The 12941-nt window shown below is 44.0% G+C and carries 11 protein-coding genes; 7 read left to right on the forward strand and 4 right to left on the reverse strand.

Annotated elements, in window-relative coordinates; all coding sequences use genetic code 11:
• Nucleotides 1-538 precede the first annotated feature (538 nt).
• The 4 genes from MHM99_RS01880 to MHM99_RS01895 form a co-directional block, all read right to left on the reverse strand.
• The gene (locus MHM99_RS01880; RefSeq protein ID WP_014951458.1) at nucleotides 539-1366 is read right to left on the reverse strand and encodes an ATP-binding protein; all 828 of its coding nucleotides are present in this window, start codon (nucleotides 1364-1366) and stop codon (nucleotides 539-541) included.
• A 6-nt stretch (nucleotides 1367-1372) separates the two neighbouring features.
• Complete coding sequence (locus MHM99_RS01885) at nucleotides 1373-2041, reverse strand: DnaT-like ssDNA-binding domain-containing protein (protein WP_187446846.1); 669 nt, start codon at nucleotides 2039-2041, stop codon at nucleotides 1373-1375.
• A gap of 27 nt (nucleotides 2042-2068) precedes the next feature.
• Nucleotides 2069-2506, reverse strand: coding sequence for an FMN-binding protein MioC (gene mioC, locus MHM99_RS01890; protein WP_239217933.1), 438 nt, complete (start codon nucleotides 2504-2506; stop codon nucleotides 2069-2071).
• A gap of 370 nt (nucleotides 2507-2876) precedes the next feature.
• Nucleotides 2877-6200 (reverse strand): VPA1262 family protein, encoded by a 3324-nt coding sequence (locus MHM99_RS01895; protein ID WP_239217935.1) that lies wholly within the window; start codon nucleotides 6198-6200, stop codon nucleotides 2877-2879.
• Between the two features lie 253 nt (nucleotides 6201-6453).
• Between MHM99_RS01895 and MHM99_RS01900 the strand changes: the two genes are divergently transcribed.
• The 7 genes from MHM99_RS01900 (at nucleotide 6454) to MHM99_RS01930 (ending at nucleotide 12920) form a co-directional block, all read left to right on the forward strand.
• Complete coding sequence (locus MHM99_RS01900) at nucleotides 6454-7302, forward strand: hypothetical protein (protein WP_034819445.1); 849 nt, start codon at nucleotides 6454-6456, stop codon at nucleotides 7300-7302.
• On the forward strand, nucleotides 7295-7708 hold the full coding sequence (locus tag MHM99_RS01905) for a hypothetical protein (RefSeq protein WP_034819443.1): 414 nt from the start codon (nucleotides 7295-7297) through the stop codon (nucleotides 7706-7708). The genes MHM99_RS01900 and MHM99_RS01905 overlap by 8 nt, the downstream gene beginning before the upstream one ends.
• Before the next feature lie 70 nt (nucleotides 7709-7778).
• Complete coding sequence (locus MHM99_RS01910) at nucleotides 7779-8168, forward strand: hypothetical protein (protein ID WP_034819441.1); 390 nt, start codon at nucleotides 7779-7781, stop codon at nucleotides 8166-8168.
• A 120-nt stretch (nucleotides 8169-8288) separates the two neighbouring features.
• A complete protein-coding gene (locus MHM99_RS01915) occupies nucleotides 8289-8918 on the forward strand; it encodes a recombinase family protein (protein WP_034819439.1) in 630 nt (209 codons plus the stop codon).
• Nucleotides 8919-8959: 41 nt separating this feature from the next.
• Nucleotides 8960-9115 (forward strand): hypothetical protein, encoded by a 156-nt coding sequence (locus tag MHM99_RS01920; protein WP_162838081.1) that lies wholly within the window; start codon nucleotides 8960-8962, stop codon nucleotides 9113-9115.
• Between the two features lie 109 nt (nucleotides 9116-9224).
• Nucleotides 9225-9797 carry a conjugative transfer protein MobI(A/C) gene (gene mobI, locus MHM99_RS01925; protein WP_034819437.1) on the forward strand — a complete coding sequence of 191 codons (573 nt, stop codon included), beginning with the start codon at nucleotides 9225-9227 and terminating at the stop codon, nucleotides 9795-9797.
• A 207-nt stretch (nucleotides 9798-10004) separates the two neighbouring features.
• Nucleotides 10005-12920, forward strand: coding sequence for a TrlF family AAA-like ATPase (locus MHM99_RS01930; RefSeq protein ID WP_034819435.1), 2916 nt, complete (start codon nucleotides 10005-10007; stop codon nucleotides 12918-12920).
• The last annotated feature ends 21 nt before the right edge of the window (nucleotides 12921-12941 follow it).

The raw sequence follows: 12941 nt of genomic DNA on the forward strand, positions 1-12941 counted from the left end.
TCTTTTTTCGATCAAAGCTTATACACAGTGGTTTGTAGGATCCTATCCACAGGGGTGATCAAGATGTGATCCAGCTGGGGATAAAATGTTTGCTATTTATGTATCGCGATCAAAAGATCGTGTAGTTACGTGCGTTATAGCGTGATCTCATTGTGGAGGAGATCTTTTCCAAAAGCTGTGATTAGATCGCCCGATCGCATTTATCAACATCTTCAAAAAATGTGCAGGCTTTTATGAACGACAAGATTATTTTTTCAAAACAGCCCATTTTTCAGGAGAAAAACATAGGAGCTGACCAAAATACAGTCACTTTTATAAGGTAGAAGTGGGTCTGAAAGAATGGTTATTTGTTTAACTGAAGGAGATCGTTGAGTGTATCTATGAATTGAAACCGTATCGTTTTGGTAAAAAGCGGGATCAACAGACTAAGTGATTCGCTATTACTTAGCACAACAGGAACATGCAATAAGGTTTAATGAAGGAAAAGACCAAGCAGAGTAAGGGCAAGGTTTTGAGAGAGATAGGAAACCAGGTGCTATTAGCGCACCTGGTTGGGTTGATAGCGTGGCTGTGAAACAGAGCCTTGCATGTCTTCTTGTTCAATGGTTAAGCCTTCACGGCGGCTTGGGCCTTGGAACCTAACCTTGTAAGTATCGTACTCTTTAATCGACTCAAAACAGTAAGGACCAAGGGCATTTTCAAGTTCGGCTAAATTGTGATTGGTGATCAAAATACAGTTTTTCTTGTTTACCAAGCGTTGTCTTAGCAGGTTACCAAACCAACTCTGCGCATTTTTCTTTAACACGCTTTCGTTTACACACACCTCATCAAGAATAAGCAGATCAACGTCTAGCAGTTCCTGATTGATCTCCCTGAAGCGCTGCCCCGCGTTGTCCGAAGCCCCAAAATCAAACGAGAAATTGCGCATTTCAAGCAGTGTAGACAGTTGACGATAAAGCACTGAAATTTCGTACTGCTCTATAAGTTGATGGGCTATGGCGCCGGCGATATGTGATTTACCACGACCGTAATCGCCGTAAAACAGCATCATATGCGAGCCGCTTTGACGCCATGCAGGGTCGTCATGAGCAGCAATAAAAGACTGAGCTATAGATACGGCTTCAATCACATCGTCACTGTCTTCAACTAAGTTGGCGAAGGTCCATTTAGGATTCAGATCAGAACGGCCATGAATAGCCTCTACACGCGCTTTTTTACTACGCTGCTGTAGTTGTGATACTTCTTCGTTCGCTTTCGCCTCGTACTGCTTACGCAGCGTTTTATAGTCGATGTATTCACGATTGGGATCGACGTCTTTGTTGAGCGCTCTCGCTAAATTAGCAATTTTGTCGGTTATACGATCCATAACGAATTAACTCTTCTTAGTTGCGGCATACTTTTCCACCAGCTTTCTAGCATTATCATCTGCTTCTATGCCGGCTGCAACTTTCACTTGTTGCGTTCCCACCACCTTTGTTGGGGCGTAGCCTGAAGCGAGACGCTTGCGCTTGATATTGTTGGCAAACTTTTGTGTCCATTGGAATTCGCTAAACACTGAACTTGGTCTTCCTAACCAATAGGCAATGAATTCACCCACCTCGTTGTCATCAAATGTTTTATCGATAATACCAAGTAGCGAGGCCATTTCTTCAAACAACGCCTTGTTGGGTGCCCAATTAGGGGTCATGGCGCTATGACGGACATGTAGTTGGTCGAAGTCTGACTGCGGCTCGCTTAGAAGCGGAAGAAGTAGGGTTTTCCCGTTGATTGTATGCTCAAGATCAAGTTCAAGGGGCAGGGCAACCAAACCCACTTGTTCAAGCTGCTTCACCAAGCTATTGATTTGACGACCGCGTTGGTAAGGCTCGTCTTTGCTGTCGCCGTTTAGCAAATTCAATAATTGCTTATAATCAATAGGTGCCGACGATGTCGTTGCCGAATTTGCACCTGTTCGAAGCCCAAGTAAATACAGTACCCGGCAATCGTTAGAAAGGGGAGATTGCAACGCCGCTAGTTCAGCTTGGGTAAGGTTGCTGTTCATCGCATTGGTTCCACGTAAAAACGCTTGTTAAGCATTGGCCAGCTTTTCGTCAAACCATTCTACGGCGGCATCTTCAGGGATAGGGTGTTCTAGCACATCGATGTATAGCGCGTCGGTAATTAACGTGCCACCTGCGTTTTTAATATGCTTTTCCATTTCTTTTGCGCCGAAACAAAAGGTGTCGTAACTGGTGTCACCTAGCCCAATAACATAGGCATTTACTGCGCTTAAATCCGCGTCCTCTAGCTGTTTTGCGAACGGCTGGATGTTGTCAGGTAATTCGCCAGCACCGTGGGTTGATGTACACACGATCCACGTTGATTCCGTTTTAATCTCATCTAAATTTGGTTCAGCGTGAATAGTGTGGGTGTGCCCGCTCGCATCAAGTTTTTCCGCAATGGCATCTGCCACGTATTCTGCGGCACCTAACATGGTGCCAACGATGATTTCAAAATGCTTGCTCATTACTGGGTCGCTTCTCTATTTACAATTGTCGTCTTAACGTAAGTACGGCTTATCCGTTACGTTATTCACCATCTTACTTATAACTTTATTGGTTGCGCTACTTACCAATACAGAATGTTTATTATCTTTTAAAAACAGTAACTTGCAAGTTTTACGGAGCACTCTCGGAGTGCTGGAATGTGCGAAAAAAAGTGTAAATATTTGCAAGTTTCCGTAGATCCGAATGCCGGTGCCCCATCAATGAACCGGGAAAAGTGGGAAACTGGGAACATAAAGTATCTCCTGTTCGATTATTCTGCATCTGTCAATATCCACTCCTAATTGAGTGGTATGACCGACTGCCAAGTTGTTCGCCCCTATGACAGTAGAGTTACTCCGACTTCGAAATAAGATCTTCAGCTTGGGATAGAAATAAGGCGAGCTCTCTGTCTTTTCCTACCCCCTCTGATTCCAATTCTTCCATAGGTCTTAACATAGCAAGGTCGTATGCGTCTCCTGACAAGTTATCTAATTCTACATTAGCTTGCTTCAGTTCGGTTAAATAGTATTGGCACCACCTAGTGAATGCCAATATCCACATTGAGACTACCAAAGCATCGTTCCAGCAAGACCAGTTGGAAGTACTTGCCAGAGGTTGTTGTAAAACTCTTTTCTGCTTATTTAAGATGGGTCGAATCATACCAATTACTTTTCTTTGTTGCTCAGGCGTACTATGAGCGAAGATAAATGCGCAAGTATTTGTCATCTGCCCTTCCCGTGAAAGTTGGAACAGTCTTGAATTCCTGCTTTCAGCTGGGCCTATCAATGAAACGATTTCCTCGAGCCAGATTTTGCAGGCATCATCCGTATCAGCTTGCTCACTTTGAAGTAGAGGTAAAACTAGATCCCGAAACAACCACGGTTCTGTCCATGGTAATTGGCGCATATGGCCTCTCATCGAATCGATTACGTGCCTCAAATCACTTTCAGATAGCTGTTCTGGTAGTTCGTTTTTGAGTGCGACTAATAATTTCTCGTATTGATCACGTTTTCTTTCATCATTTGCCGATCTGTTAACCAACCAACCTAAATATCTTACCTTTTCCGTGTGGTCAAATCTTGAAAGCAAGCCCAGCTCTGATGTGACGTCTTTAGTTTGATGAATCATCTGCTCTAGAGCATATAAGCCCATCCATCGAATTAAACCGTTACAACTATTCAATAAAGTGCATGTGCGGGAATAGTTTGGTAGCAGCTCTATGGATAGGGAGATCTCGCTAACAATTTGGCTTAACAATGACAGCCTAATTATGTCAGCATGATCCGGCTCTTTCGGAATTTTAGGCGATTCTTCAGTAACCAGTTCTAACAATGATTTTGGGTCATAGGACCAAAGCAGTTTTATTGCAAAATATTCTGGCCAAGTAAGTGCTGTATATTTAGTCATATGACACATATGATGAAGCTGGTAAGAGCTACACAGCAGCTTTTCAATTGGTCTTTGAAATAGGTGAGGTTCTAAGACAGTTATATCAGAATCCAGATCTTTATGGGTCCGCTGTATCGATTTAGTAAGGTACCCCAGGAGATTCTCTAAGAACGAGGTTTCACTTAATATTTCTTGAAAATCTGTATCACCAGCTCTAGAGTTTGCCAAAAATTCACCAACCACTTCCCATTGATCCATGAAATCTTCAGAGCTGACCTTTTTCTTTACCCAGGCTAAGAACCCCTGAGGATCGATCAAGTTAAGTGAGTCCCCTTCTAATAGCTCAAGAGATATCAACTTGTCTTTCAGTGGTGCACCGTATAATCCTATTAATGAAGGCTCGTTAGCCCATATTGATAGGATGTCGCCTGCTAATTCATTATTCAGTATCTTTAGTGGCTCGTATCTTACAGTTTTCCTGGGAGCATCGGAAGAAACATAGAGTTCGGTTAATCCAGGGTTATTTTCTTCAGAATCAGATTTTTTTGCCTCTAATTCTTTCAAAAGACTGCTTTTATATTTTTCGACCTCTAATAAAGTATCAGATGGTATCGGCGTAATAAGTAAGGGATAGTTCTCTGCCACCTTCTGCAAGGAGTTAGACAAATTAAATCCAGCTATTGGTAGGCCGTCGCTCCCTATAATCAGAATATATCGGTCATGGAGTTTACCATCTTTTAAGCCAATGATTCTGAGGTTTATTTTTGAGAGAGTTCGTTTGTTGTTTTCACAAGCAGTAACTAGATCATCTACTCTGTTACGATTAGTAGGATTTTCTTCGTCGCCTTTTTGCTTTGGTAGTGAAGTAAACACAATGTAATTACATTTAGGCGCAGCATATAAAGAAAGCAACGATAATCCGGCTGAATCAAAATACGGATCAAAGATTATAATTTGACTGTCATTATATTTTGAAAAAAGAGATTTGAACCATTCGACAAACTGTAAACGGCCTTCACCATCGCTTGGTCCATAACGTTCGAAAAACCTTGCATCGGATTTTTTTGGGTGCAGCTTGTTGAAAATAGGGCTTATTTCGCGGTTTATAGCAATCCAAGGGTCGGCTTCTCGGCCGCCAACTTGGCTAGCAAACCCATGATTTCCTGTGTTTTTAGTTAGTACTGCTTTCACGCGGCTTGATTGCTTTTCTTTTACCGTGTTATCTAACCAATCAAATTTAACGGAGCTTGAATTACCACCGGCCACATTAGCTTGAAAGTTAATTTCTCGAATATATCCGGTACGCCACCTGCAACATAATATATTTTCTTCGTTATCTTCGGCATTAAAACCATAGATTTCTAGTTCAGTAGAGTCAGCGATGGATCTAATTGTTTTATCAATATCGAATTCGCGCATATACATGCGGTTGTCGTACTTTTTCGCATTTGCAATTCTTGAGTATATAATTTGGCTGCTGTTAAAGATCTTAATGCTGAATATAAAACCAGAGTAATTAGGAAGATTTTTGGAGTCGAATTTAACGCTTAACTTTCGTCTTTTATCGCCCCAAAAAACTTCAAGTAAATTTTTCTCTTTGTCATCTAAAGTCGGGAAGACAAGAAATTCGATATCACCAAACCGCACTTTATCGTTCTGTTCAAAGTTCAAGCCAGTGTCAAAGTTTAGATGTTCGACAATAAACTTTATTAGGTCGGATCGATAATTATGATCTGCTTGGAAGATAGATAATTTATCTACTTGAGTGATCGATGCGCTCATGGCACCCGCTGCTCCATGGGGGCTAGTAGTCGAGTGAAGTTCGAACGCATCCTTGTTGATAAGATATGTTACGGGTTTATAAACTAAATTTTTTGGATCTAAAAATATTGTGCCGAATTTATCATCAAACTTATTGCTTCGCTCAAGACCTAAAGTATTGCTGATCGTGGAAATCTTAACTCCATTACAAAGCATTTCCAGAAAATCACTTAACAAATTGCTATCGATGTAAAGATTGAGGCGAGTGATTTTCGCTCTGCAATGTTCAAGAGTCGAAAATTTGTCGTTATTGCTGAAAGACCAAGAGTTATTAGAATGTGAGTATGGTACTACACGACCATAGATAATCCGGTTTTTAGTTGTTTCTGTGGAAAGAATTTGAAGAATCCAAAGCTGTACTGCGCATGGTCGAGAGTCATCATGGAATAAACGAGCCAGTCTAGTGTCGCCTATTAGGTCTTTTAATGTTGTGCTGACCTCATTATCGTTAAATCCTTTGTTCATTATTGCCTCGATTTATGCTCTTGTATCAACTTTGTAAATTGGTACGTCCCTCGCCGTTACCATCTATCATTTTATAGTGTTTTACAATGGCATGAGTTTCAACGTGACGGCAGTGTACCTGCCGATTTATATGTTTGAGCTCAAGGAACTTTGTTCTGTTAGTACAAACTATTGATTTACAAGGATTATTTTTGTTTTTTCTCTTGCATATTCTCAACCTCATGAGAATATTTAATAAAAGCAGGAGGACATAATGAAAAGAGTAGCACCCTTAATTACGGCAATATTCGTCGCTGCCCTGGCTGGCTGCGCGGCCATCCCACGAGCTTACAACCCGGAAGAGTCTCGGGCTTTGAACCTGGCAAGAGCCGGTGGCATCTACGATATGGACTTGCGTGATTCTGGGGATGGCTCTCGCTCCTACAGCAAAGGCATGTCGGTGCCATTACTGAATCTCGCCAGCCTGGCGACTTCATTCGATGCACCGCTTCGACATCTCTCGGGTAGCCAAACGTTTCTGTTCAACGCTACTGACATCATGATGACACCGGATGATCCGTCGGCGAGACCAAGCCTGATGGGATGGATGCCTGCGTCGATGGCCACTTCGGAGGCTCAGGCATATGAGCAGTATGTGGATCTGGTGGACCAGGCCATCCGATTAGCTGCCAATGATATGGCGTTGAGCGCCACCAAACTCAGTAACGTGGAGACGCCTGAGATTGATGGCCATCCACTGATGCTCTGGTCCATTGAAAGCACTGAGCATGGATGCGGTGCAGGTCAATGTGTGGTTGCTTACAACATCAAAACGCCGAATCTCTGGAAGTCTCCAGCCTACGTGGAAGGTGCTGAGCCCGAAAGCTACAACATCGCGGCTAATCATCCAGAGAATTATTCTCGCCTCGTTTTCCGGCAATCAGGTGAGCAACTCAGCTTCCCTGTGGATGAGTTCTATCGCACGGTCAGTGGTGCCTTACCATCCTGGATGTTGATGTATTTTCCTCCCGGCACCGTCATCCAGGATAGCGAACCGCTGCCGTACCCTGTGCTTTACGAGCAGGGCCAGCGACTGATGTTCAAGGAGCCAGATCATGAGTGACTGGCATGATGAACTTGAGTTCGCTCTGTTGCCGCTTGAAGACGCCAAAATCGATAGCGACTGCATGACCTTTGTGATCAGCAATGCCCTGAGCGAGCAAGGCATCTTCCATCAATGTCGTATCGGATACGCAGAGGACCGGCTGAGCCGAATAGCCACCGCTCCCCATTGCTGGATTGAGCTCGAACAGGGCTGGTGTATCGATCTGCGGCTCAGACAGTGGCTGGGTGATGAGGACGACCTCCCTCATGGCGTATTTCAGCCATCCAACTATCCGCGCGTTCGATATCAAGGCACTGCGTGGCTGGTTTCACGCCTGAACACGGAAGATTTGAGGGCGATGACAAATGATGCCTACAGCAAGGTGAAACTGCCATGGCTGGCCGGGCAAGCCGCTGCGGCCTGACGTCGGGCAAAACTTGCATTTTCTCAGGTTCTGGTAGCTTCGAAGTAAAGATCTATCGGGGACTGAAACCATGGTGAGGGTGATAAAAATAGTAGCAGTGGGGCTCGCCGGGATCGGCGTTGTGGAGCTCGCCTTAAGGGGTACCGATGCAGCGCTTTACGCATGGTATCTATTGTTCCTGCTTTGGGTGGTCGTACTGCTCATTCGCTTCGCAATGGCCGCAGTCGATGCTTACAAGACGGTTTTCGACAAGGGACCCGATGGGGAAATGACGTTTCCTGAATTCGAGAAAAAGATGGCGTCGTTTAGTCGAGGCGGTGGTAGGGAAGAAAACGGTCCAAGCAGCACGACAACCTCCGACACCGGGAGTCAAGAAGGCGCAGGCGATCTGTTCGATGACTTCAGAGTCAATCCGATCCTCCGGGAGGATGATCCGTTCGGGCAGTTTTTCGACTCTTGAGGTGGTTCCTTATGGGTACACATCAGGAGAACCAACAATTCAGGCCGTTCAACATGACAAGGAACCATTTAAAACAGACCGGCCAAGCGGAACCACTTATAACAGACTGAGGAGGCATTAATGTTTATACGCGCCTATTTGAGAGCATCGACCCAGGAACAAAATGCCGAGCGGGCCAAAGCATCGCTAATCCAGTTTGCCGAGCAACACGGTCAGCGCATTGCTGCCTTTTATACCGAGAATGTCTCCGGAGCCACATTGCATCGCCCCGAACTGATGCGACTGATTGCCGAATCCGGTGAAGGTGACATTGTACTGGTGGAGCAGATAGACCGGCTTGCCCGCCTTAAACAGCGGGACTGGGATACGCTCAAACAGAAGCTGTCAGCCAAACGGTTGGCAATTGTCTCGCCAGAACTGCCCACGAGTTGGCTTGCACTGGACAAGAAGGATAACACCGGCTTCACCGATTCCATATTGCAGGCTGTCAACAGCATGATGCTCGACATGCTGGCAGCGGTAGCCCGCAAAGATTACGAGGACAGACGCCGCCGCCAGAATCAGGGTATCAAAAAGGCCCGCAGCGAGGGTAAGTATCAGGGTCGCCAACCTGATCTGAAGAGGCGACAACACATCGCCAGTTTACTGCGCACCGGTCATAGCTATAGTGAAATCCAGGACATCCTGGGTTGTTCGCGCCATCTGATTGCCTCTGTCGCAAAGGAACAAAAGCAGTCAGATGCAGCATAGGCTGCAATTTGCAATCAAAGAACGAAAACAGGAGAACTCACATGATCGATATGTCCGTCACACTCATTGCTTTCCTCGGCTTTGTCGCCGTTATCCTGGCGATCTGCGGCATCACATACCTGAATGCTGACAAGCTGGAAGCATTTCTCAACCGGAAGTTTAAAACACGCCGCCAGGTCGATAAAAATTCCAGATAATCTGGGGGTAAACGGCTACTTTTGCCCAAATTGGCAAATTACAGACCCGTGGGTTTGTCTCTGCGGCCAGTAGCATTTCTCTTGAACATCAACCAACAGGAGAATGCTAATGAGCAAACCCAAAACCATTCAGGAAATCACCGATAAGTGGCATGAGGTGGCTCGCGCCGGGGAGTTTGACCATCAACAGGGGCGCCGAATGGCGCTTGATCAATGCAGACAGTATCTACAATCGCTATCCAAAAGTCTGGATATGGAGCGAGCACGCCTACGCTATCTCGCTCAGCGACTGTCGGACTATTTCTGGACACATAATGAGGCTCATCGAACCAAGGAAACGAGAGGCTACCCTGGCCATCACGGCTGCCGGGTGAGAATGCTGCACGGCAGCTTGGAGATGCACTGGTATTACAACACCTTCGTAAGAGTGAAAAACGGTAAAGGGCATGCGGTTTTCAGTGAACACATCCGCCGAGCCCTGAAACATCGGTACTCAAAACCCGCATTTAACCGCGCTCACGACTGGGAAAGGCCCATCATTGAGGAGACCGAAGCCGGGTTTGAGATAGTGCGTATCATGAATGCAAACCTCACTCACATGCGACGTCTCGTCAGGGCAAACCTGAAGCAGTTGGACAATTTGGAGGCGCACTTCGATGGCCTTCAGCCCCCGGAATCCTAAACAAAAAACCATTCAGGCCCGTCCCCTTCCGACGGGCTTTATGCATCTATTTTAGAGGATGATTACAAACAGTATTTGGCTTGAACTACGTAATGCTCTGGGTACAAGACTTGTCGAAAGGCCTAGATTTTTTTGTATTCGCGCCGACCTGTGTATACGATAGTTTGACAATAAAAAGCAATTCTTACGGTTGACTGCGAGGGATATGTGAAAAACTGCTCAAAAGGATCAATTTGGAGAAAGTGGGACCTCCATGTCCATACTCCATTTTCAATTCTGAACAACCAGTTCGGCGACGACTTCGACAATTACGTCAGAAAACTCTTTCGATCAGCAATAGATCATAATGTAAGTGCCATTGGCCTGACCGACTATTGCCTTCTTGACGGCTATAAAAAAGTAGTCGAAGACTATATTCTCAACGATGATAAACTAGCTGAGCTATTTGATGAGGATGAAATCAGGAAAATTAAGAATATTGCTATTTTCCCGAATCTCGAGTTTCGCTTGGACAAACTAGTAGTAGGCAAAGAGGTCGACTTAAAATGGAATAGGCGGACCAACTTCCACGTTATCCTTTCCAATGAATTGTCTCCCACATTAATCCAAAGCGAGTTTTTATCTAGAATACAGTTTGAAACTCACGCTGAAACAGGGCTCAAAGCAGAGAGAAGAGCCTTAACCAAAGAAAACTTGATAGAATATGGTAACAGACTAATTGAAGAACACCCCGAGTTTAGAGGCCAATCTGCCCTTGCGGTAGGGATCTGCAATGCGTCGGTCAATACAAGCGAAATAGCTGAACTACTCACCGAAGATGGAAGATTCAAAAAAAACTACTTGTTAGCTTTGCCTTGTGACGAAGACCTTAGCAGAGTAAGTTGGAACTCGGCCGGTCACGGTACGCGGAAGACACTTATTCAACAGAGCCAACTGATATTCTCATCTAACAAGCGTACGAGAAGCTTCTTGCTCGGAGATTATCACGATAATCCTTCCTCTTTCAGAAAAGAGTTTGGCTTACCTAAAGCTTGTATATGGGGCTCCGATGCACATGCATACGAAACACTTTTTGAGCCTGACGAAGAAAATAACACTTGGATAAAGGCTGATCTTACTTTTGAGGGCCTCAAGCAGGTAGTATTTGAGCCGAGGTCACGGGTTGCTATTCAAGATACTTGCCCTGGCGATAAGGTAAGCTATGAAGTTATAGACTCTGTTCGATTCAAAGATTCCAGTGGGAAAAATATTTTTCCTGAATATAAAATAGAATTAAATTCGGATTTAAATTCGATTATTGGTGGCAAATCCTCAGGGAAATCGCTTTTACTCTATCATATTTCAAGGACGGCAAATAAAGAGGAAACCGTAAAGAAGTGTGATCTAGCAAAGGCAAGTACTTATCCAGAATTTGAAAATGAATCAAATTTCGACTTTGAAATCACTTGGAACGACAACACTAAACAAAGCTTTAGAGAAACAAACGAACAACGACCAATAACCTACATACCTCAGCTATATATAAATAAATTAGCCGAGGAAAGTGGTCGAGATCAACTCAATGAGCTTGTACTCGAAATTCTATATCAAGACAGGGAAATAAAGCTAGGTGCTGAAGAGCTTTTTAAAAAATGTGATTCGTTGAATGAGAGCATCAGCACACAGGTTACAAAACTTGTATCGCTCAGACACAAGTATGCAAAAGAAAAGGGCGAAAAGGAAAAAATAGGAGCTGAGAACTCGGTAAATAATGAAAAAGAAAAAATAAAAGAAAAAATAGAAAAAATAAAAAAATCATCAGGTTTTACTCCTGACGAAAGAAAAATTTATAAAAAGCTTAGCGACAGATTGTCAGTTAGCGAAAAAAGGCGTTCGTCTCTTTTAAGATATATTGAAATACACACTGAGCTAAAAAATGAATTAGTAAGAGAGATGGAAGATTCGTTTAGAAACGTAGCTCTTATGACGAATTCTGAAGAGTCAGAAAAAAAACGGTTTCACACTGGAAGCCGCCTTGTTCAGATAACACTGGCTAAGATTCAGAAAATCATTGATGACCTGCCAATAGAAGCGGGAAAGAACATTCGCCGCGCTAATAGCTTGATAGGCTCGCTAGATGAAAGAATTATAAATACCACGGAAAGTCTTGAAAAATTCTCGTCTAAAGTAAAAAGCCAAAACGAATTGAAGGGACTTCTAGAGGCGCAAAAACGGGAAGAAGCTAAGCTTAGAGCTATTCAAGAAGCAGGCAAGAAGGTCAAAAGCACTCTCGAACAAGGGAAAGCAGCTTCTGATCAGCTTAAAGCCCTGTATGAGCAGTTGTTTGACACATATGGTGAAATAGAGGCGCTTTTCAATGGTGCTGCGAAGATCGACAATGAAAATATAACGCTTCAAGCTAGCCTGGAATTCGATCACAATAGTTTCGATTCTTTCATAAACTGTTTTGATGCCAGAGGAAGCCTTGCAAGTATTCTAGGCGACTCGATTGATAGTGAAAACAATTATATTTACTCAAAAGACACGCATTTAGACTCTATATTCACCCTGAGTGAGAAGGTTCGAGATTTCTCCCAGATCGCCCATAAAGTTCGAAAGAGTGCGAACGAGGAACTAATCCTTAGAAATCTACTTCAGGATTGCTTTTACATATCTTTTAACTTGCTTTATAAAAATGACGACATTATCAGCATGTCGCCCGGTAAGCGAGGACTGGTGCTTCTCCATCTCATACTACACTTGAGCAATTCCTCTCACCCTATACTTATAGATCAACCTGAAGATAATTTAGATAACCGCACAGTTTATAATGAACTCCGCGACTTTATTAGGGAAAGGAAAGAGAGAAGACAAATCATCATGGTCACTCACAACGCTAATATGGTTGTATCCACAGATTCCGAATGTGTTATCGTCGCGAATCAGGCTGGCCAGCAGCATGATATGGAAAACGAGCAATTTAGATTCGAATATGTTTCCGGCGCCATGGAGTGCACGTTTTTCGAACCAGATGCGCCCTCATTGCTTAAGAAATTCGGCATTAGAGAGCATATTTGCGAGGTTCTAGAGGGGGGACAACTTGCATTCGAAGAGCGAGAGCGTAAGTACGCTTTCAAGCGATAAGGACAAATTAAGGCCCGACCG

Origin of the sequence: Alteromonas sp. MmMcT2-2, from assembly GCF_022348305.1 — a bacterium.
Classification (GTDB): Bacteria; Pseudomonadota; Gammaproteobacteria; order Enterobacterales; family Alteromonadaceae; genus Alteromonas; species Alteromonas macleodii.

What these genes read in the sequence shown, in the direction of transcription:
- MHM99_RS01910 (WP_034819441.1), top strand. Translation starts at nt 7,779, where the DNA reads ATGGTGAGGGTGATAAAAATAGTAGCAGTGGGGCTCGCCGGGATCGGC.
- MHM99_RS01905 (WP_034819443.1), top strand. Translation starts at nt 7,295, where the DNA reads ATGAGTGACTGGCATGATGAACTTGAGTTCGCTCTGTTGCCGCTTGAA.
- MHM99_RS01880 (WP_014951458.1), bottom strand. Translation starts at nt 1,366, where the DNA reads ATGGATCGTATAACCGACAAAATTGCTAATTTAGCGAGAGCGCTCAAC.
- MHM99_RS01915 (WP_034819439.1), top strand. Translation starts at nt 8,289, where the DNA reads ATGTTTATACGCGCCTATTTGAGAGCATCGACCCAGGAACAAAATGCC.
- MHM99_RS01885 (WP_187446846.1), bottom strand. Translation starts at nt 2,041, where the DNA reads ATGAACAGCAACCTTACCCAAGCTGAACTAGCGGCGTTGCAATCTCCC.
- mobI (WP_034819437.1), top strand. Translation starts at nt 9,225, where the DNA reads ATGAGCAAACCCAAAACCATTCAGGAAATCACCGATAAGTGGCATGAG.
- MHM99_RS01920 (WP_162838081.1), top strand. Translation starts at nt 8,960, where the DNA reads ATGATCGATATGTCCGTCACACTCATTGCTTTCCTCGGCTTTGTCGCC.
- MHM99_RS01895 (WP_239217935.1), bottom strand. Translation starts at nt 6,200, where the DNA reads ATGAACAAAGGATTTAACGATAATGAGGTCAGCACAACATTAAAAGAC.
- mioC (WP_239217933.1), bottom strand. Translation starts at nt 2,506, where the DNA reads ATGAGCAAGCATTTTGAAATCATCGTTGGCACCATGTTAGGTGCCGCA.
- MHM99_RS01900 (WP_034819445.1), top strand. Translation starts at nt 6,454, where the DNA reads ATGAAAAGAGTAGCACCCTTAATTACGGCAATATTCGTCGCTGCCCTG.